This is a genomic window from Methylobacterium sp. Leaf102 (assembly GCF_001422425.1).
Classification (GTDB): Bacteria; Pseudomonadota; Alphaproteobacteria; order Rhizobiales; family Beijerinckiaceae; genus Methylobacterium.
The window spans coordinates 111092-131539 of the sequence record NZ_LMMX01000023.1 but is presented as its reverse complement, the minus strand read 5'-3'; the positions used below and the strand labels follow the sequence as shown (position 1 = coordinate 131539).

The 20448-nt window shown below is 70.2% G+C and carries 14 protein-coding genes; 11 read left to right on the top strand and 3 right to left on the bottom strand.

The window, feature by feature from the left end; all coding sequences use genetic code 11:
* The first annotated feature begins 285 nt into the window (after positions 1-285).
* The 11 genes from ileS (at position 286) to ASF27_RS12065 (ending at position 14669) form a co-directional block, all read left to right on the top strand.
* Entirely contained in the window at positions 286-3261 is a 2976-nt protein-coding gene (gene ileS, locus ASF27_RS12115) for an isoleucine--tRNA ligase (protein WP_056360417.1), read from the top strand.
* Positions 3262-3325: 64 nt separating this feature from the next.
* Complete coding sequence (gene lspA, locus ASF27_RS12110) at positions 3326-3886, top strand: signal peptidase II (RefSeq protein ID WP_082479109.1); 561 nt, start codon at positions 3326-3328, stop codon at positions 3884-3886.
* Between the two features lie 229 nt (positions 3887-4115).
* Positions 4116-4763: a hypothetical protein gene (locus ASF27_RS12105; RefSeq protein ID WP_056360414.1), complete on the top strand. Its 648-nt coding sequence runs from the start codon at positions 4116-4118 to the stop codon at positions 4761-4763.
* Between the two features lie 127 nt (positions 4764-4890).
* Positions 4891-6282 carry a pitrilysin family protein gene (locus tag ASF27_RS12100; RefSeq protein WP_056360411.1) on the top strand — a complete coding sequence of 464 codons (1392 nt, stop codon included), beginning with the start codon at positions 4891-4893 and terminating at the stop codon, positions 6280-6282.
* 76 nt (positions 6283-6358) lie between these two features.
* On the top strand, positions 6359-7654 hold the full coding sequence (locus tag ASF27_RS12095) for a pitrilysin family protein (RefSeq protein ID WP_082479047.1): 1296 nt from the start codon (positions 6359-6361) through the stop codon (positions 7652-7654).
* 64 nt (positions 7655-7718) lie between these two features.
* Positions 7719-8318: a HupE/UreJ family protein gene (locus tag ASF27_RS12090; protein WP_056360408.1), complete on the top strand. Its 600-nt coding sequence runs from the start codon at positions 7719-7721 to the stop codon at positions 8316-8318.
* 391 nt (positions 8319-8709) lie between these two features.
* A complete protein-coding gene (locus ASF27_RS12085) occupies positions 8710-9645 on the top strand; it encodes a ring-cleaving dioxygenase (protein ID WP_056360405.1) in 936 nt (311 codons plus the stop codon).
* Positions 9646-9823: 178 nt separating this feature from the next.
* A complete protein-coding gene (locus tag ASF27_RS12080) occupies positions 9824-10597 on the top strand; it encodes a ferredoxin--NADP reductase (protein WP_056360402.1) in 774 nt (257 codons plus the stop codon).
* Complete coding sequence (bioD, locus tag ASF27_RS12075; protein WP_056360397.1) at positions 10594-11283, top strand: dethiobiotin synthase; 690 nt, start codon at positions 10594-10596, stop codon at positions 11281-11283. The genes ASF27_RS12080 and bioD overlap by 4 nt, the downstream gene beginning before the upstream one ends.
* A 123-nt stretch (positions 11284-11406) precedes the next feature.
* On the top strand, positions 11407-13329 hold the full coding sequence (locus ASF27_RS12070) for a KUP/HAK/KT family potassium transporter (RefSeq protein WP_056360394.1): 1923 nt from the start codon (positions 11407-11409) through the stop codon (positions 13327-13329).
* 167 nt (positions 13330-13496) lie between these two features.
* Positions 13497-14669, top strand: coding sequence for a histidine kinase dimerization/phosphoacceptor domain -containing protein (locus ASF27_RS12065; RefSeq protein WP_056360391.1), 1173 nt, complete (start codon positions 13497-13499; stop codon positions 14667-14669).
* Positions 14670-14736: 67 nt separating this feature from the next.
* Here ASF27_RS12065 and ASF27_RS12060 read toward each other — a convergent pair whose 3' ends face one another.
* The 3 genes from ASF27_RS12060 to aceF form a co-directional block, all read right to left on the bottom strand.
* On the bottom strand, positions 14737-16977 hold the full coding sequence (locus tag ASF27_RS12060) for an NADP-dependent malic enzyme (protein ID WP_082479046.1): 2241 nt from the start codon (positions 16975-16977) through the stop codon (positions 14737-14739).
* A 177-nt stretch (positions 16978-17154) separates the two neighbouring features.
* A complete protein-coding gene (gene lpdA / locus ASF27_RS12055) occupies positions 17155-18984 on the bottom strand; it encodes a dihydrolipoyl dehydrogenase (protein WP_056360389.1) in 1830 nt (609 codons plus the stop codon).
* A gap of 38 nt (positions 18985-19022) precedes the next feature.
* Positions 19023-20411: a dihydrolipoyllysine-residue acetyltransferase gene (gene aceF, locus ASF27_RS12050; protein WP_082479044.1), complete on the bottom strand. Its 1389-nt coding sequence runs from the start codon at positions 20409-20411 to the stop codon at positions 19023-19025.
* Positions 20412-20448 lie beyond the last annotated feature (37 nt).

Here is a 20448-nt window from a genome sequence, read left to right as displayed (position 1 = left end):
TCAACGGCCGAGCTTGGAAAAGGTCCCCGGCACGATCCCCCGCGAAAGCTCGCTGGTCTCGCGCACCCGGCGCTGCTAGAAGCCGGCGCATGTGCGCTGAGGCCGATCCGCGCGGCCCGGACTCCGCGCGAGTCCCCGGCCGCCTGCGAATTACAGGCCCGGCCTCCGTCTGAGGGCCGCCGCGGCGCGCGCCTCGGCGGAGGCCGGGAGGGCTATCGATCGCCCCTTCCGCCACCGGTCCCCACGGACCGCCCCCGCTTGAAGCGCCCAGACCGACAGAGACCCATGAGCGATCCCACAGAGTCCGCCGGCGCCCCCGTCTGCGACTATTCCAAGACCCTGTTCCTGCCGCAGACCGACTTTCCCATGCGGGCCGGCTTGCCCGTGCGCGAGCCCGTATTGCTGGAGCGCTGGGCGGCGACGGACCTCTACGGGCAGATCCGGGCCCAAGCCGCCGGCCGGCCGAAATTCGTGCTGCACGATGGCCCCCCCTACGCCAACGGCAACATCCACATCGGCACGGCCCTCAACAAGATCCTCAAGGATTGCATCGTCCGGGCGCAGGGCGCGCTCGGCTTCGACGCCAACTATGTGCCGGGCTGGGACTGCCACGGCCTGCCCATCGAGTGGAAGATCGAGGAAGCCTACCGCGCCAAGGGCCGGAACAAGGACGACGTGCCCGTCCTCGAGTTCCGCCAGGAATGCCGGGCGTTTGCCGGCCAATGGCTCGACACCCAGCGCGCCGAGTTCAAGCGCCTCGGCGTCACTGGCGACTGGGACCATCCCTACGCCACCATGACGTTCCCGGCCGAAGCCACCATCGCCCGCGAACTGATGACCTTCGCCACCACCGGCCAGCTCTATCGCGGCTCGAAGCCGGTGATGTGGTCCGTGGTCGAGAAGACGGCTTTGGCCGAGGCCGAGGTCGAGTACGAGGATGTGGTCAGCGACACCATTTTCGCGGCGTTCCGGCCCACCGCCGGGGCGGCGGAGGATCTCGCCTCGGCCCGCGTGGTGATCTGGACCACCACGCCCTGGACCATGCCGGGCAACCGCGCCGTGGCCTACTCGAAGCGCGTCGCCTACGGCCTCTACCGCGTCACCGCGGCGGCGGCCGAGAACTGGGCCAAGGTCGGCGATACCTATCTCCTGGCCGACACCCTCGCGGGTTCGGTGTTCGCCGCCGCGCGCGTCGAGAGCTTCGAACGCCTCCGCGACGTGACCCCGGCGGAGCTTGCCGGCCTCACCCTGGCGCATCCCCTCGCCGGCCATATCCCCGGCTACGAGTTCGCCGTCCCGCTCCTCGACGGCGATCATGTCACCGACGAGGCCGGCACCGGCTTCGTCCACACGGCGCCGGGCCATGGCCGCGAGGACTTCGAGGTCTGGATGGCCAATGGCCGTGCGCTCGCCGAGCGCGGCATCGACACCCGCATCCCCTACACCGTGGATGCCGACGGGTCCCTCACCGGGGACGCGCCCGGTTTCACGGGAAAACTCGTTCTTAACCACAAGGGCGAAAAGGGCGACGCCAACAAGGCGGTCATCGCGGCTCTGACGGAGGCCGGCGCCCTGGTGGCGCGCGGCACCCTCAAGCACAGCTATCCGCATTCCTGGCGCTCGAAGAAGCCGGTCATCTTCCGCAACACGCCGCAATGGTTCATCGCCATGGACCGGCCGGTGGAGTCGCTGGGCAACCGCACCCTGCGCGAGACGGCCCTCCAGGCCATCGACGACACCCAGTGGGTGCCGCCACAAGGAAAGAACCGCATCAACGGCATGGTCGGCAACCGCCCCGATTGGGTGGTGTCGCGCCAGCGCGCCTGGGGCGTGCCCATCACGGTGTTCGTGAAGAAGGGCACCCATGAGGTCCTGCGCGACGAGCGCGTGAACGCCCGCATCGTCGCGGCCTTCGAGGCGGAAGGCGCGGATGCCTGGTTCACCGATGCGGACGGCGCCCGCTTCCTCGCGCCCGACCACGATCCGGCGAACTACGAAAAAGTCACGGACGTTCTCGACGTGTGGTTCGATTCCGGCTCGACCCACGCCTTCGTGCTCGACGATCCCGAGCAGTTTCCGGGCTTGGCCGGCGTGGTGCGCAAGCGCGACGGCGGCGCCGACACGGTGATGTATCTCGAAGGCTCCGATCAGCATCGCGGCTGGTTCCAGTCCTCCCTGCTCGAATCCTCGGGCACGCGCGGCCGTGCGCCCTACGACATCGTTCTCACCCACGGGTTCGTCCTCGACCCCAAGGGGTTGAAGATGTCGAAGTCGAAGGGCAACGTCGTCGCGCCCCAGAACATCATCAAGGATTCCGGCGCCGACATCCTGCGCCTGTGGGTGGCGGCGTCCGACTATACGGACGATCTCCGCATCGGCCCCGAGATCATCAAGACCTTCGCCGAGACCTACCGCAAGCTGCGCAACTCGCTTCGCTGGATGCTCGGCTCCCTCGCCCATTTCGAGCCCGGCCCCGAGATCCCGCACGCCGAGCTGCCCGAACTCGAGCGTCTGATCCGGCACCGCCTGTCGGAACTCGACGGCGAGATCCGCGAGGCCTACGCGAGCTTCGACCTCAAGCGCGTCGTGGCCCTGCTCAACGGCTTCATGACCGGCGACCTCTCGGCGTTCTACTTCGACGTGCGGAAGGACGCGCTCTACTGCGACCCGATCTCGTCGCCCGTCCGGCGCGCCGCCCTGCAGGTCATCGACGAGACGCTCCGGCGCTGCACCATCTGGCTCAGCCCCGTCCTCGCCTTCACGGCGGAGGAGGCGTGGCTCGACCGGTATCCCTCGGAGGCCGGCTCCGTGCATCTTCAGACCCTGCCGGAAACACCGTCCGCGTGGCGCGACGAAGCCCTGGCCGCGCGCTGGCACAAGGTGCGCCGCGTGCGCCGGGTCGTCACCGGCGCCCTGGAGATCGAGCGCGCCGCCAAGCGCATCGGGGCGAGCCTGGAAGCCGCGCCGACGGTGTACGTGGCCGACGCGGACCTGCTGGCCGCCCTCGACGGGGTCGATTTTGCGCAGGTGTGCATCACCTCCGACATCCGCATCGCGTCGGGCGAGGGCCCGTCCGACGCCTTCCGCCTCGACGACGTGCGCGGCGTCGCCGTGGTCCCGGCCCTGGCGGAGGGGCGCAAATGCGCCCGGTCCTGGCGGGTCGCCCCGGATGTCGGCACCGATGCGGCCTATCCCGACGTGACGCCGCGCGACGCCCAGGCCCTGCGCGAATGGGATGCCGCCCACGGCACCGCCGCGTGAGGCCACGACGATCATCGACCCTCACGTCCCCACAACGGGGGCGAACGCCGCGGCGGAGCCGATCATGACCCCGTTCCGCCTCGGCCTGCTCGGGCTCCTCGTCACCCTGGGCCTCGATCAGGCGTCGAAGCTCTGGCTCTATCTCGGCACCGATCTGGTGCTGACGCAGCCCTGGCGGGTGGCGCCGTTCGCCGAGTTCCTCGTGGTGTGGAACCGGGGCGTGTCCTACGGGCTGTTCCAGCAGGACGGCGGGATCGGCCGCTGGCTCCTCGTCGCCGTCTCGGTCGTGGCGGCTGCAGGTCTCGCGGTGTGGATGTCCCGGACCCAGACCCGGCTGCTGGCCCTGTCCCTCGGCCTCGTCGCCGGGGGCGCCATCGGCAACGCCATCGACCGGGCCATGTACGGGGCGGTGTTCGACTTCGTGCACCTGCACTGGCGCACCTGGTCCTGGTACGTCTTCAACGTCGCCGATGCGGCCATCGTCGCGGGCGTCGTCGGCCTCGTCCTCGACAGCCTGCTGCCGGACCTGCGCGGCGAGGCCCCCAGCAACACCAAAGCCTCCGACAAGATCACGATCCCCAACGAGACCACGCCCCCCAACGGGACCACCACACCGCACCCTTAAGGCCGGCGTTCCACCGCCCGGCAACATCTCCGACTGTGTGATGTGTAAACCACATCGGGGATCGTTGGGGGATGGTCGAGGGCTCGAGACTGGCGCCCTGCGGTCAAGGCGCCATACGATCGCCCGAAACCGGGATCAGGCGTTCGAGGCCGGATCAGGATCGCTCCTTGAACGCGACCATTCGAGCCCGGACACGGGGCGCGAAGACCGGGCAGGCATCGGGGGCGGCATGATCGGACAGCGCGGGTTCCTCTACTCCGTGACGGGCATCCTGGTAGGCTTCAGCGCGAGCGTCGGCGGCGCGCAGGCGCAGCAGGGCGTGTTCATGCGGGATGCGCTCAGCAACATCGGCCTGATCGAGCCCGAGAAGCCGGCCATCACCTATCGCGAGCGCGCACCCCTGGTGATGCCGCCGAAGCTCGACGGCAAGGCCCTGCCGCAGCCGCGCAAGGCGGAAGCCTCGCCGCAATGGCCCAAGGACCCCGAGATCGCCCAGCGCGAGCGTGAGCGCGTCGAGGCGCGCAAGCCCATCGTGCGCGGTGCGCAGGGGCGCACGGACGACAACAACATGACCCTGTCCATCGACGAGATGCGCGGTGGACGCCGCGCCGACGCGCAGGTGCGGACGGAGACGGGCCGGCCCGAGGGCGAGAATGCCGACCGCAACTCGTTCTGGTCGAACCCCTTCGGCCTGCGGTCCGACGCGGTGGCCGAGCCGTCCCTGGCGGAGCCGGACCGCGACGTGCTGACCGATCCGCCCACCGGCTACCGCAAGCCCCCCCGCAAGGTCGCCAAGACGAACGGCGACCCCGTCAACAATCCCTCGCGCGAGCGTGAGGAATCCGATCCGGGTGCCTATATCCGTAGCCGGAACTGATTTCCGCGCCGGCGACGGGCCGGTCCACGGGCGTGGCCCGGCCGTTGCGGCGGGTGCCAGAGCCCGGTGTGACGCTCAACGAGACGGACGGTCCCGTGCGGACCGAACGCTGAAGGAAAGCTCTTCGATGCATCTGTTCCGGAAGGACGTGCCCCTCCTCGGTCCCACCCGCCGCCATGCCAGCGCGGGCCGTGCCGAAGCCGCCCCGTTCGGGCGCTCGGAGGCCGGCGGTCCCGATGTCGGCGCCTTCACCCTCGACAACGGCCTCGACGTCGTCGTGGTGCCCGATCACCGCGCCCCCGTGGTCACCCACATGGTGTGGTACCGCAACGGTTCGGCCGATGACCCGTTGGGCCAGTCCGGTATCGCCCACTTCCTCGAGCATCTGATGTTCAAGGGCACCGAGCGGCACCCCGTCGGCGCCTTCTCGAAGGCCGTGTCCGGCCTCGGCGGCCAAGAGAACGCCTTCACCAGCTACGACTACACCGCCTATTTCCAGCGCGTGGCCCGCGATCACCTCGAGACCATGATGGCGTTCGAGGCCGACCGCATGACCGGCCTCGTCCTCGACGACGCCGTAGTCGCGCCGGAGCGCGACGTGGTGTTGGAGGAGCGCCGCATGCGGGTCGAGACCGACCCCTCCGCCCAGCTCTCCGAGGCCATGGCCGCCTCCCTGTTCGTGCACCACCCCTACGGCACGCCGATCATCGGCTGGATGCACGAGATCGAGGACCTGAACCGCACCCACGCGCTCGATTACTACAGGCGCTTCTACACCCCCGAGAACGCCATCCTGGTGGTGGCCGGCGACGTGACGCCCGACGACGTCCGCCGCATGGCCGACAAGACCTATGGCCGCGTCACGCCCCAGGGCGCCCGGCCCGTGCGGGTGCGGGCCCGGGAGCCCGAGCCGAAGGCGCTCCGCCGTCTCGCCGTCGCCGACCCCAAGGTCGAGCAGCCGACCCTGCAGCGGCTCTACCTCACGCCGTCCTGCATCACGGCGCGTGACGGCGAGTGCCACGCCCTCGAACTGCTCGCCGAGGTGATGGGCGGCGGCTCGACGTCCTACCTCTACCGCAAGCTCGTCATGGAGCTCGGCGTCGCCGTGAATGCCGGCGCCTGGTACATGGGCTCGGCCATCGACGACACCCGCTTCTCCGTCTACGCCATCCCCGCCGAGGGGATCAGCCTTGAGAAGCTCGAGGAGGAGGTCGACCGCGTCCTGCGGCGCGCGCCGTCCGAGGCCCTCACCCCCGAGGCCATCGAGCGGGCCAAGACCCGCCTCGTGGCCGAGACGGTCTATTCGTCGGACAGCCAGTCGTCGCTCGCTCGCATCTACGGCTCGGCGCTCGCCATCGGCGAGACCATCGAGGAGGTGCGCCGCTGGCCGTCCGACATCGAGGGCGTGACCCAGGCCCGCCTCGCGGCGGTGGCCGAGCGCTACCTCGTCCCGCAGCGTTCCGTCACCGGCTATCTCACCAAGTCCCGCGATACCGAGTCCCGCGACGCCGACGCCTGAACAAGGCGTCCCGCCCGGATTTCAGGGCCGTGGCGCGACGCGCGCGCCGGGCCCGACCCAGCACAACGAGGTTTCCATGACCATGGCTCCCCAACTGGTCGACACCGCCATCCGCTCGGCCAACTCGCCGACGCAGGCCGTGCCCGTCGCCACCGCCGCCGGCATCGAGGCCTGGCACGTCGAATCCCAGGTGGTGCCGCTCATCGCCATCGCCTTCACCTTCGAGGGCGGCGCGGCCCAGGACCCGGAGGGCAAGGCCGGCGTCGCCCAGATGCTGGCCCGCCTCCTCGACGAGGGCGCCGGGGACCTCGTCTCCGATGCGTTCCAGGAGCGCCTCGCGGCGCGTGCCATCGAGCTGTCGTTCCATGCCGGGGCCGATGCGCTGGGCGGCTCCCTCAAGATGCTGGTCAAGCACGCCGACGAGGCCATCGATCTCCTGGCCCTGGCGCTGGCGAAGCCCCGCCTCGACCCCGACGCCATCGAGCGCGTGCGGGCCCAGACCCTCGCCGGCCTGCGCTACCAGCAGAACGACCCCGGCGTGATGGCCTCGCGCCGCTTCTTCGCCGAGGCTTATCGCGGCCATCCCTACGCCCGGCCGTCCTCCGGCACGGCCGAGAGCATCGCCGCCATTACCCGCGACGACCTCGTGGCCATGCACCGCAAGCTCGTCGGCCGCGGCGCCGTGAAGGTCGCGGCAGTGGGCGCCATCGACGCCGCGCGCCTCGCCGATGCCCTGGAGCGTGCCTTCGGCCGTCTCGATCTCGCCGAGCCCCTCACGGCGGTGCCGCAGACCGAGGTGCAGAACCTCGGCCAGCGCCACGTCGTCGATATCGACGTGCCGCAATCGGTCCTGCGCTTCGGCATGGGCGGCGTACCGTGGCGCGACCCCGACTTCATCCCGGCCTACGTGCTGAACCATATCCTCGGCGGCGGCTCCTTCACCTCCCGCCTGTTCCAGGAAGTGCGCGAGAAGCGCGGCCTCGCCTATTCGGTGGGCACCTCCCTCGTCAGCCACCGCGCTTCCGCCATGACCTGGGGCTACACCGCCACCAAGAACGAGCGCGTGGCCGAGGCCCTGTTGGTGATCGGCGACGAGATCGGCCGGCTCATCGCCGAGGGGCCGTCCGACGAGGAATTGCAGAAGGCCAAGGATTACCTCACCGGCTCCTACGCGCTGGGCTTCGACACCTCGACGAAGATCGCCCACCAGCTCGCCCAGATCGCCTTCGAGGGCTTGGGCATGGACTATATCGCCCGCCGCAACGACCTCGTCGCCAACGTGACCCAGGCGGACATCCGCCGCGCCGGCGCACGCACCTTCGCCGACGGAAAGATGCTGGTCGTGGCCGCCGGCCGGCCTACAGACTTCTAGGATGGCGCCGGAGGCATGGCGGTTGCTACACTGCGCTCGCCTGCCACTGCTCCCCGGATCCGCGATGCTCTTTGCCCTGCCGACGCTCTTCGCCCGCGCGGCGATCCTACCCCTGGCCCTGGTGATCGCCACACCCGCCCTGGCTCATCCGGGGCACGAGGCGACGACCCTGCAGCAGGGCTTCCTCCATCCCCTCGGCGGCCTCGACCATGTCCTCGCCATGGTGGCCGTAGGGCTCATCGCGGCGCGGATCGGCGGGCGGGCATGCCTCCTCGTGCCGGCGGCGTTCCTCGCCATGATGGCGGTCGGCGGCGCGGCCGGTGCCGCCGGCCTGAGCTTTCCCTACGTGGAGACCGGCATCGCCCTCTCGGTCGTCGTCCTTGGGGCGGTCCTGGCCCTGGGCGCCGTGCCGCCCGTCGCTGGCGCCATGGCGCTGGTTGGGGCGTTCGCGGTGTTTCACGGTTTCGCGCACGGGGCCGAGATGCCCGGCGCCGCCTCGGGGCTGGCCTACGGCCTCGGCTTCCTCATCGCCACCGCGCTTCTCCATGCCGCCGGGCTCGGCCTCGGCTTTACGGTCACGCACCATAAGACTCGCCCTGCGCTTCGGGTTGCCGGGGCAGGCCTCGCCGCCGCTGGCCTGGGTCTCCTCGTCGGGGCGTTCTGAGGGCGCTACACCACGGAATCACGGCCAGGGAATCCGCTTCGGCGCGCCCCCTGAACGGGTCTTGCCGGGCGCCGCCGCCAGCCTCCCGCGGAACAGCAGGCTTCTCGGCGATATGGGAGCGAGCCGGTGGTCGCGCCTGTGCGGGGTCGTAGATGTGCGATGCTGTGCCTGTGCGGCCTCTGCCTATGCGAAGTCGTGCCGTTCCGTGGGTTCGCGCCGGATCCCGCGGAATCGCCGCCAGCACAGGCGTGGCGCGGATTCCAGGGGATGGGATCGCCCACCAGCCGAGATAACGGGATCGCCGTCCAGGCCACCCCGCGGCTTTGTCATTCGCGGCGGCCGGCCCCATCTGATCCCCAACTCTCCTCGCGCCACAGGCCGGACCCGCCCGATGCAACTCACCGGAATCCACCACCTCACCGCCGTCACGGCGCGAGCCGCCGACAACGCGGCGTTCTACACCCGGACGCTGGGCCTGCGGCTGGTGAAGAAGACGGTGAACCAGGACGACGTCTCGGCCTACCACCTGTTCTACGCCGACGGCCTCGCGTCGCCCGGTACGGACCTGACCTTCTTCGATTGGCCGGCGGCGCCCGAGCGGCGCGGCACCAACAGCATCACCCGCACGGGCCTGCGCGTGGCAGGGACGGCATCGGTCGAATGGTGGCGTGCGCACCTCGCCCGGCAGGGCGTCGCCCATGCGGTGCCGGTGGAGCGCGACGGGCGCCTTAGCCTCGATTTCGAGGACGCGGAGGGGCAGCGCTTCCTGCTCGTCGACGATGGCGGCGAGGGCCCGGCCCACCCCTGGGAGCACAGCCCCGTGCCGGCCGAGCACCAGATCCGCGGCCTCGGCCCGATCCGCCTCACCGTGGCACAGGGCGAGCGCACGGAAGCGGTGCTGGCCGACGTTCTGGGGATGAGTCACGACCGCACCTACGAACTGCCGGAGGGCGCCATCCGTGTCTGGCGCATGGGGGAGGGGGGACCGGCCGCCGAACTCCATCTCCTGTCGCAGCCGGACCTGCCGCCCGCGCGCCAGGGGGCGGGCAGCGTCCACCACGTCGCCTTCCGGATCCCGGATGCGGATTACGCAGCCTGGGCCGACCGCCTGAAGGTGAAGCGCATGCCGACGAGCGGCCCCATCGACCGGTTCTATTTCCAAAGCCTGTATTTCCGCGAGCCCAACGGCATCCTGTTCGAGATCGCCACGGACGGCCCCGGCTTCACCGCCGACGAGCCCCTGGAGACCCTGGGGCAGCATCTGGCACTGCCGCCCTTCCTCGAAGGGCGCCGCGCCGAGATCGAGGCGGGGCTGAAGCCGCTCTGACCCGGCACCCGGGCGCATCCGGAGCCTTTGGATTAATTCAGAGCGATTCCAAACGGTTGCAGCCAAACTGTCCGCACCCGGGTGGTGCGGGGCACCTGCGCGCCCGGACCGTCTTGACGCGGGCGCCGCAGGTGCGAGAAGACCCCGCAAAGCTTCGAGATTCGAGACGGACCCGGCGATGAGTAAGTTCAACGAGGAGCGCGTGCTCTCCGTCCACCACTGGACGGACACCCTGTTCTCCTTCCGCACCACCCGTGATCCCGCCTTCCGCTTCCGCAACGGCGAGTTCGTGATGATGGGCCTCGAGGTCGAGGGCCGTCCGCTGCTGCGCGCCTACAGCGTCGTGTCGGCCAATTACGAGGAGGAGCTGGAGTTCTTCTCCATCAAGGTGCCGAACGGCCCGCTCACCTCGAAGCTGCAGCACCTCAAGGTCGGCGACCCGATCATCGTCGGCAAGAAGCCCACCGGCACCCTGGTGCTCGACAACCTGATGTCCGGCAAACACCTCTACCTGCTCGGCACCGGCACCGGGCTCGCCCCGTTCATGTCGATCATCAAGGACCCGGAGACCTACGAGCGCTTCGAGAAGGTCGTGCTCGTTCACGGCTGCCGGCAGGTGCAGGAACTCGCCTACGGCGAGACCATCACGCAGGATCTGCCGAACCACGAGTTCCTCGGCGAGGTGATCAGCGCCGGTCTGATCTACTATCCGACGGTGACGCGCGAGCCTTTCCGCAACCGCGGCCGCATCACCGACCTGATGACCTCCGGCAAGCTGTTCGAGGATATCGGCCTGCCGCCGATGTCGGTGGAGAACGACCGCTTCATGCTCTGCGGCTCGCCCGACATGATCCGCGACACCCGCCAGCTCCTCACCGATGGGGGCTACGAGGAGGGCAATCACGGCGAGGCCGGCCACTACGTCATCGAGAAGGCGTTCGTGGAGAAGTGAGTGGCCGCGCCGTCTTCGTCGCCGGCGCCGGGACCGAGATCGGCAAGACCTACGTCACCGCGGCCCTGACCCGGTGCCTGCGGGCGCAGGGGCACGGAATCCGCACCCTCAAGCCCGTGGCGAGCGGGGTGCCGCCCGTCGATGATCCGGCGTTTCGGCAAAGCGACACGGCGATCCTCCTGGAGGCGCAGGGGCTCGGCCTCACGCCCGGCAGCGTCGCCGCCTGCTCGCCCTGGCGCTTCACCGCGCCCCTCGCCCCCGATCTCGCCGCCGCGCGCGAAGGCCGGACCCTGGCCCTGGCCGATCTCGTCGCCTGGTGCCGGACCGAGATGAGGGCGGCGCCGCCGGGCACGACACTGCTGATCGAGGGCGTCGGCGGCCTCATGAGTCCGGTGACGGACGACCACACCGGCCTCGACTGGCTCAAGGCCCTGTCCGTGCCCGCCCTCCTCGTCTCCGGCTCCTATCTCGGCGCCATCAGTCATGCGCTGACGGCCGCCGAGACCCTGCGCGGCCATGGGGTGGCCTTGCGCGGGGTCGTCGTGTGCGAGAGTCCGGACGCCCCGACGGGTCTGGAGACGGTGGCGTCGGCCATCCGCCGGCACGTCGCCGTTCCGGTCCACGGGATCGCGCGCGGTGGCATCTGTTCCGACGATCTCGCCGCGCTGATCCGGACGGACGCGTAAGAGGCTCAGCCGGACCTGCGTGACACGTCCGGATGCTCGCTCTCATCCCTGGACGCAGGCCCTCGATCCTCCTACCTCGGCGGAGAAGAGGCGTCGCCGAGGCGCCCTGCCGGAGATCCGAACTTGTCCCAAGATCAGACCCGGTCGCGAGATCGGACCCGGACGGGGCAGGCGGGGCTCGCGCGCCCGGCCGCGCTCGTCGGCGCCCTCGGCATCGTCTACGGCGATATCGGCACGAGCCCGCTCTACGCCTTCAAGGAGGCGGTGCGGGCGGCGAGCGCCGGCGCCCCGCCGACCCCCATCGCCGTCACGGGCGCGGTGTCGCTGATCCTGTGGGCGCTGATCCTCATCGTCTCCATCAAGTACGCGGTGTTGATCCTGCGGGCCGACAACCGGGGCGAGGGCGGCATCGTCGCCATGCTGGCGCTCCTCGGGGCGCGCCACGCGAAACCGGGCTCGTGGGCCGGCGTGCTCCTCGTCGTCGGCCTCGTCGGCGCGGCGCTTCTGTATGGCGATGGGGCGATCACGCCGGCCATCTCGGTGCTGAGCGCCGTCGAGGGCCTGAAGGTCGATGCGCCCGGCCTGTCGCGCTTCGTCGTCCCCATCACCCTGGCGATCCTGGTCGGGCTGTTCCTCGTCCAGAGCAAGGGGGTGGCCTTCATCGGACGCATCTTCGGGCCCGTCATGCTGGTCTGGTTCCTCGTCCTCGCGCTGATGGGGCTCGGCGGCATCGTGCACGCGCCGCAGATCCTCGGCGCGGTGAACCCCCTGCGCGCCGTCGATTTCCTGCTGCATGCCGGCTGGCACGTCAGCTTCGCCATGCTGGGCGCGGCGTTCCTGGCGGTGACCGGCGGCGAGGCGATGTACGCCGATCTCGGGCATTTCGGCGCCGGCCCGATCCGGGTCTCGTGGTTCGGCCTCGTGCTGCCGGCCCTGGTGATCCACTATTTCGGGCAGGGCGCGCTCCTGCTCGCCGAGCCCGACGCCCTCGAGAACCCGTTCTACCGGCTTGCCCCCGACTGGGCGCATTATCCGCTCATCGGGCTCGCGACGCTCGCCACCGTCATCGCCTCGCAGGCGATCATCTCGGGCGCGTTCTCACTGACCCAGCAATCGATCCAGCTCGGATTCCTGCCGCCCATGCGGGTGGTGCACACCGCCCGGCACGAGCGCGGGCAGATCTACGTGCCGGTGGTGAACTGGCTGCTCGCGGCCGCCACCATCAGCGCCGTGCTGATCTTCGGCTCGTCCGATGCCCTGGCGGGGGCCTACGGCATCGCCGTGTCCTCGCTCATGGCCATCACCACCCTGCTGGCCGCCCTCGTGGCGTTGAAGTGGGGCTACAACCCCGTGGCGGTCTTCGCCGTCAACGGGTTCTTCCTCGCCATCGATCTCGTGTTCCTCAGCGCCAACAGCGTGAAGCTGTTCGAGGGCGGCTGGTTTCCGCTCCTACTGGCCGGCCTCGTCGCGTTCCTGATGCTGACCTGGCGCAAGGGCACCCAACTGGTGGAGGCGGCGCGGGTCCATCTGCGCCAGCCCGAGGCCGAGTTCCTTGAGCAGCTGCGCCGCGATCCCCCGCTCATCCTGCCGGGCCGCGCCGCCTTCCTGTCCTCGGCGACGAGCGGCATCCCGCTCCACATGTCCCGCTTCGTCGAGCGGTCCCACGCCCTGCACAAGCGCATCCTCATCATCACCGCCCTCTACGAGGAGGCGCCGGTGGTGCCACGCGACGGGCGGGCCCAGGTCTCGGCAGTGACGCCGGACATCACCCGGCTGACCCTGCGGTACGGCTTCATGGAGGATGCGTCGATCCCCGAGGGGCTGGCCTGCGCCGTCGAGGCCGGCAAGCTGCCGGCCGAATGGGTGGAGGATCTCACGATCTTCATCGGCCACGAGACCATCATCCCGAAGAGCGACCATCGCGGCATGGCCGATTGGCGCGAGGGCCTGTTCGCGTTCCTCCTGCGCAACGCCGAGCGCACGGGCGCGCATTTCTGCGTGCCGACCCGCCAGCTCGTGGAAGTCGGGACCGAGATCGAGATCTGATGCGGCGCCCGGTCGAGGGGCGATGAGAATCGAAGCTGCGCGCCAGGGATTTGCGCCGAAGCAGGGGCACCGCCGCGGCGGGCACGGGTTCGTGCCCTTGCGAGGCGCCGCCAAGGGCCGCAAGAAGAAGCCTGAACGCCCCATCTCAAGTCCGGACCCGTGATCGTATGCCCGAACTCGCCCCCAAGGCCCTGGCGATCCGCCTGCGCCAGCAGGCGATCCTGTCCGATTTCGGCGTCGAGGCCCTGCGGGCCACGGAGTTGCTGCCCCTGCTCCAGCGGGCCACGGAACTCTGCGCCGAAGGCATGGAGGCCCAGTTCTGCAAGGCGCTGGAATACAAGCCGTATCAGGATTGCCTCCTCGTCTGCGCCGGCGTCGGCTGGGCGGCGGATGCCGTCGGCACGGCCATCATCGGGGCGGACCTCGCCTCGCCGGCCGGCTACGCCCTCAAGACCGGCCGGCCGGTGATCTCGAATCACCTCCAGGACGAGACGCGGTTCCGTACGCCGAAGCTCATGGCCGACCACGGCATCCGCCGGGCCATCAACGTGCTCATCGCCAACCGCGACGGCAATTACGGCGTCCTGGAAGTCGACGACACCCGCGAGGGCCAGTTCGAGGAGGCGGACATCGCCTTCATGCAGGGCTTCGCCAACCTCGTCGGCGGCGCGATCGAGCGCCAGCGCGCCGAGGCCCGGCTCAAGGCCGCCGTGGAGCGTCAGGAACTCCTGTCCCGGGAGATGAGCCACCGGGTGAAGAACAGCCTCGCGGTGGTGGCGGGCTTCCTCGGGCTCCAGGCGCGGGGCTCCGACAACGAGGACGTGAAGGCGGCGCTCGCCGACGCCCGCACCCGGGTCGAGGCGGTGGCCCAGGTTCACGACCAGCTCTGGCGCCAGCCGAGCCTGGAGGCCATCGACGTCGCGGGGTTCCTCGAGGCGCTCTGCGCCCGCCTGCAGGAGAGCGCACCGCACCACACCCTGGTCTGCCGGGCGCAGACGGTGAACATCCCGGCGGACCTCGCGATCCCGCTCGGCCTGTTCGTCAACGAGCTCGTGACCAACGCCATCAAGTACGCCTACCCGGAGGGTGCCGGCGAGATCCGCATCACGGTCCGCGACGTCGGCGCGGACGACGGTGCTGCGGGCGGCCTCCACCTCTCCGTCTCCGACGACGGCGTCGGCCTGCCGGAGGGGTTCGACCCGACGGCGCCACGCCGCGCCAGCCTCGGCATGCGGATCGTCAACAGCCTCGCGCGCCAACTCGGCGGCCCCCTCGAAATCGCCACCGATCGCCCGGGCGCGCATTTCTCCCTACGGATCGCTCCCACCATGGCCGACTGACGGCCCGGCGAGTCGCCTTCGCCGCCTGGTTCCGGGCGGCGAAGGTCAGGTCTCGGTTCAGGTCCGATCAGTCCTCCGACGCCGCCGAGGCCGCCGTCAGGGCCGTCATGTTGACGATGCCCCGCACGGTGGTGGTGGGCGTGAGGATGTGCACGGGTTTCGCCGCGCCGAGCAGGATCGGGCCGATGGAGACGCCCTGGCCGGACACAACCTTGAGGGCGTTGAAGGTGATGTTGGCGGCCCCGAGATTGGGCATGATCAGCAGGTTGGCCTCGGCGCTCAAGGTGGTCTCCGGCTTGAGCCGGGTGAGGATCGTCCGGCTCAGGGCCGCGTCGGCCGGCATCTCTCCGTCGATCTCGAGGTCGGGCGCGCGGGCGCGGATGAGCGCGAGGGCGTCCCGCATCTTGCGGGCTTCCGCGTCGTCGGCGCTGCCGAAGCTCGAATGCGACACCAGGGCGACGCGCGGGGTCTGGCCGAAGCGGCGCATCTCGGCCGCCGCCAGCACCGTCATCCCGGCGATTTCCTCCGCGCTCGGATCGGCGTGAATGTAGGGATCGCAGATGAAGACCGTGTGGCGCGGCAGCTGCAGCAGGCCCATGGCGGCCAGGTGTTCGGCACCCGCTGCCCGGCCGATCACCTCGGAGACCTGGGTCAGGTGTCCCGCATAGGGGCCGAGGGTGCCGCAGAGCAGGCCATCCACCCGGCCCTCGCGGAGCATAGTCGCGGCGGCGCGGGTGGCGTTCCCCTCCGCTCCCACCACCTCGACGGTCTCGCCGACCTTGAGGCGCAGGCTCAGGGACTTGATCCGGGCCGCGATGACATCGGAGCGGCCGACGAGCACAGGGAACGCCAGGCGCTCGTCGACCACCACCTGCGCGGCGCGCAGCACCCGGTCGTCCTCGCCCTCGGCGAAGGCGACCCGCTTGAGGCCGGATTCGGAGGCCGCCGCGAAGACCGGCTGCATCACCGTGCCGGAGGTGTAGACGAAGCGCTGGAGCGAGCGGCGGTAGGCGTCGAGATCGGCGATGGGCCGGGCAGCGACGCCGCTGTCCATGGCGGCCTTGGCGACGGCGGGCGCCACGGAGGTGATGAGGCGCGGATCGAACGGGCGCGGGATGAGGTAGTCCGGGCCGAAGCTCAGGTCCTGCGCGCCGTAGGCGGCGCTGACCACGTCGGAGGATTCGGCGTGGACGAGGTCCGCGATGGCGCGCACGGCGGCGAGCTTCATCGCCTCGTTGATCTCGGTGGCGCCGACATCGAGGGCGCCGCGGAAGATGAACGGGAAGCACAGGACGTTGTTGACCTGGTTCGGGTAGTCCGAGCGGCCCGTGGCCATGAGGCAGTCCGGCCGCACGGAGCGGGCGAGATCGGGCAGGATCTCCGGATCGGGGTTGGCGAGCGCCAGGATGATGGGCCTCTCCGCCATGCCGGCGACCATCTCGGGCTTCAGCACGCCGCCCTGCGACACGCCGAGGAAGATGTCCGCCCCCACGATGGCGTCACCCAGGGTGCGGGCCTGGGTGTCCCGCGCGTAGGCTGCCTTCTGGTCGTCGAGGGCGCCGAGGCGGTCCGTGGAGATCACCCCGCGGCTATCGCAGACGAGGATGTTCTCACGGGCCAGTCCGAGGCCGACGAGGATGTTGAGGCAGGCGATGGCCGCCGCACCGGCGCCCGAACAGACGAGGCGGACCTGCTCGATCGGTTTGCCCACCACCTGCAGGGCGTTGAGCAGGGCGGCGGCCGCCACGATGGCGGTGCCGTGCTGGTCGTCGTGGAACACCGGGATCTTCATCCGCTCGCGCAGGCGGGTCTCGATGGTGAAGCACTCGGGGGCCTTGATGTCCTCGAGGTTGATGCCGCCGAAGGTCGGCTCCAGCTTGGCGATGATCTCGATGAGCTTCTCGGGATCGGTCTCGTCGATCTCGATGTCGAACACGTCGATGCCGGCAAACTTCTTGAACAGGCAGCCCTTGCCCTCCATCACGGGCTTGCCGGCGAGCGCACCGATGTTGCCCAGGCCCAGCACGGCGGTGCCGTTGGTGATCACGGCGACGAGGTTGCCGCGCGAGGTCAGGCTGTAGGCCTCCTCCGGGTCGTGCTTGATCGCCATGCAGGCGGCCGCGACGCCGGGCGAGTAGGCGAGCGCGAGGTCGCGCTGGGTCGACATGTCCTTGGTCGGCTGGACCGAGATCTTACCGGGCGTGGGAAAGCGGTGATAGTCGAGGGCGGCGCGCTCCAGGGCGGCCTCGGTGCCCGCATCGGCATTGGCGACGGCGCCGGGCGCCCGCAGGTCTGCTTCGTTGCTCATGATCTCGTACGGTCCACGCGTCGGTTGCTGATGGGGGACGCGAGGGGGCCGGTCGCGGGCCGCACCCCCTGTCCGTGCTCGGCACGGCCGTCCCCGTCCCCCGTGCCGCATGGCACGGAGGCTGGGTCGTCCTGTCGGCGCGGCCCCCAAATGGGTCGCCGCGCCGGTTCGATAAGGTCAGTGGGCCTTCTTGGGCCCGTCCTTCCTGGGCATGTAGAGGTCGGTGATGGTGCCCTCGAAGGCTTCGGCCGCCAGCCCGATCGTCTCCGACAGGGTCGGGTGCGGGTGGATGGTCAGGCCGATATCCTCGGCATCCGCACCCATCTCGATGGCGAGGGCCGCCTCCGCGATGAGGTCGCCGGCCGACGGGCCGACGATGCCGCAGCCGAGGATGCGGTCGGTCTCGGGGTCGAACAGCACCTTGGTCAGGCCCTCCTCGCGGCCGAGCGCCAGGGAGCGCCCGGAGGCCGCCCACGGGAACACGCCCTTGCCGACCTTGATGCCCTTCGCCTTGGCCTCGTTCTCGGTCATGCCGACCCAGGCCACCTCCGGGTCGGTGTAGGCCACCGAGGGGATCACCTTGGCGTCGAAGACGCTGCTCTTGCCCGCCGCCACCTCGGCCGCGACCTTGCCCTCGTGCGTCGCCTTGTGGGCCAGCATCGGCTGGCCGACCACGTCGCCGATGGCGAAGATGTGGGGCACGTTGGTGCGCATCTGCTTGTCGACGGCGATGAAGCCGCGCTCGTCCACGGCGACGCCCGCCGCCTCCGCGCCGATGCGCTTGCCGTTCGGGCGCCGCCCCACCGAGACCAGCACCTTGTCGAAGATGTCGGTCGCCGGCGCGGTACCGCCCTCGAACGACACCTTCAGGCCCTCCGGCGTCGCCGCGACGGCCGTGACCTTGGCCTTGAGGTGGATGGCCTCGTACTGCTTCTGGATCCGCTTCATCAGCGGCGTGACCATATCCTTGTCGGCACCGGGGATGATCTGGTCCATCAGCTCGACGATGGTCACCTTGGAGCCGAGCGCGTGGTAGACGGTGGCCATCTCCAGCCCGATGATGCCGCCGCCGATCACGAGCAGGCGGGCCGGCACGCCGTCGAGTTCGAGCGCCCCCGTCGAGTCGATGACGCGCGGGTCGTCGTGCGGGATGAACGGCATCTGCACCGGCTCGGAGCCGGCGGCGATGATGGCGTGGTCGAAGCCGATCACGCGGGTCCGGCCCTCGTGCTCCACCGCGACCTGGTTCGGACTGACGAAGCGGGCCTCGCCCGTCACCACCGTGACCTTGCGCTGCTTGGCGAGACCCGAGAGGCCGCCGGTGAGGCGCTTGACCACGCCGTCCTTCCATTCGCGCAGCTTGTCGATGTCGATCTGCGGCGCGGTGAAGGAGATGCCGTGCGCCGCCATGGCGTGGCTCTCGTCGATGACCTTCGCGGCGTGCAGCAGGGCCTTCGACGGAATGCAGCCGACGTTGAGGCAGACGCCGCCGAGACTGGGCCAGCGCTCGACGAGCACCACCGACTGGCCGAGATCGGCCGCCCGGAACGCGGCGGTGTAGCCGCCGGGCCCGGCGCCGATGACGAGCACCTGCGCCCGCATCTCCTCGCCGGAGACCGCCGCCGCGCCCTTCGGTGCGGCGGCCTCGGCGGCACCGTGGCCGCCCTGGGTCGCGGCCGAGCCGTAGCCGGCCTGGCCTTCGCCTGGTGCGTGGGCTGCGGCGGCGCCCATGCCGGCCGGGCTCGGCTTCGGCGTGCCCGTCGCGGCGGCGGCCTCGGCCATCACCAGGATCAGGTCGCCCTGGCTGACCGTGTCGCCCGCCTTGATCCGCACCTCGGCCACCGTGCCGGCAACCGGGGACGGGATGTCCATGGTGGCCTTGTCGGATTCCAGCACGACGATGACGTCGTCGACGGAAATCACGTCGCCGGGGCTGACGCTGACCTCGATGACGGGCACGTTCTTGAAGTCGCCGATATCCGGCAGATGGATGCTGTTGCTGCTCATCGTGTCACCTCACTTGAGTTCGCGCTGGCCGGGTCTCGTCAGACGACGAGGCGCCGGACGTCCTCGAGGACGTGGGCGAGGTGGCGGGCGAAGCGCGCGGCGAGCGCGCCGTCGATGACGCGGTGGTCGTAGGAGAGGGAGAGCGGCACGATCAGGCGCGGCTTGAACTCCGTGCCGTTCCAGACCGGCGTCATCTTGGAGCGGGCGACGCCCAGGATGGCGACCTCGGGCGCGTTGACGAGCGGCGTGAAGGACGTGCCGCCGATGCCGCCGAGGCTGGAGATCGAGAAGGTCGCGCCCTGCATGTCGGCGGCGCTGAGCTTGCCGTCGCGGGCTTTCGCCGAGATCGCGCCGAGATCGCGGCTGATCTCGACGATGCCCTTGCGGTCGGCATCCTTGATCACCGGGACCACGAGGCCGTCCGGCGTGTCCACCGCCACGCCGATGTTGTAGTATTGCTTGAGGATCAGCGCGTCCTTCTCGGGCGAGAGCGAGGCGTTGAACTCGGGGTGCTTGCGTAAGCCAGAGACCGCCGCCTTGATCAGGAAGGCCAGCAGGGTGACGCGGTAGCCCTTGTCCTTGAGTTCCTTGCCCGCGTTGTCGAGTTCCTTGCGGTAGGCGTCGGTCTCGGTGATGTCCGATTCGTCCTGGTGGGTGACGAGCGGCACGTTGAGCCAGGACCGGTGCAGGTGCGCGCCGGAGATCTTCTTGATCCGCGACAGGGGTCGGGTCTCGGTGGGGCCGAACTTCGAGAAGTCCACGGCCGGGATCTCGGGGATGCCCATCCCGCCGCCCGAGAACGCGGCCGTGCCTGAGGCGCCGGGCGCCTGCGCGGCGGAGCGCGTGAGGTGACCCTTCACGTCCTCCTTGGTCACCCGGCCCTTCTCGCCGGTGCCCTTGATGGTGGTGAGGTCGATCCCGAGTTCGCGCGCCAGGCGGCGCACGCCCGGGCTGGCATGGACCTGGGAGAAGTCCGGAATGCTGCCGGCGGGGGCTGCCGGGGCGGGGGCTGCCGGGGCAGGGCTCGGAGCGGCGTTCGGGGCCGGCTCCTGCTTGGCGAGCAGTGCGGCGCTGTCGGCGCCCGCGGGCGCGTCGGCGGCCTTCTCGGCCGCGGCGGTGTCGCCCTTGGCGCCCTCGCCCTTGAACACGAGGAGCGGCGAACCCTCGCTCACCTTGTCGCCGAGCTTGACCAGGATCCGCTCCACCACGCCCGCGCTCGGCGAGGGCACGTCCATGGTCGCCTTGTCGGATTCGAGCGAGACCAGCGGATCGTCGGGCCCGATCGTGTCGCCCTCCTTCACGTGGATCTCGATGATCGGGATGTCCTTGAAGTCGCCGATGTCCGGAATCTGGATCTCGATACCCACTGCGCAATCTCCCTGGTTGAGTCGGAGCCTCTCGCGGGCTCCCTCGTGCGGTCCGTCGATGGAAAGGGTCGGGAAGTCTCAAGGCGTCGGCCGCCGG

Bases quoted from the DNA above. Each gene is read 5' to 3' on its own strand.
- ileS (WP_056360417.1), top strand. From the start codon at position 286: ATGAGCGATCCCACAGAGTCCGCCGGCGCCCCCGTCTGCGACTATTCC.
- lspA (WP_082479109.1), top strand. From the start codon at position 3,326: ATGACCCCGTTCCGCCTCGGCCTGCTCGGGCTCCTCGTCACCCTGGGC.
- ASF27_RS12105 (WP_056360414.1), top strand. From the start codon at position 4,116: ATGATCGGACAGCGCGGGTTCCTCTACTCCGTGACGGGCATCCTGGTA.
- ASF27_RS12100 (WP_056360411.1), top strand. From the start codon at position 4,891: ATGCATCTGTTCCGGAAGGACGTGCCCCTCCTCGGTCCCACCCGCCGC.
- ASF27_RS12095 (WP_082479047.1), top strand. From the start codon at position 6,359: ATGACCATGGCTCCCCAACTGGTCGACACCGCCATCCGCTCGGCCAAC.
- ASF27_RS12090 (WP_056360408.1), top strand. From the start codon at position 7,719: ATGCTCTTTGCCCTGCCGACGCTCTTCGCCCGCGCGGCGATCCTACCC.
- ASF27_RS12085 (WP_056360405.1), top strand. From the start codon at position 8,710: ATGCAACTCACCGGAATCCACCACCTCACCGCCGTCACGGCGCGAGCC.
- ASF27_RS12080 (WP_056360402.1), top strand. From the start codon at position 9,824: ATGAGTAAGTTCAACGAGGAGCGCGTGCTCTCCGTCCACCACTGGACG.
- ASF27_RS12065 (WP_056360391.1), top strand. From the start codon at position 13,497: ATGCCCGAACTCGCCCCCAAGGCCCTGGCGATCCGCCTGCGCCAGCAG.
- ASF27_RS12060 (WP_082479046.1), bottom strand. From the start codon at position 16,977: ATGAGCAACGAAGCAGACCTGCGGGCGCCCGGCGCCGTCGCCAATGCC.
- lpdA (WP_056360389.1), bottom strand. From the start codon at position 18,984: ATGAGCAGCAACAGCATCCATCTGCCGGATATCGGCGACTTCAAGAAC.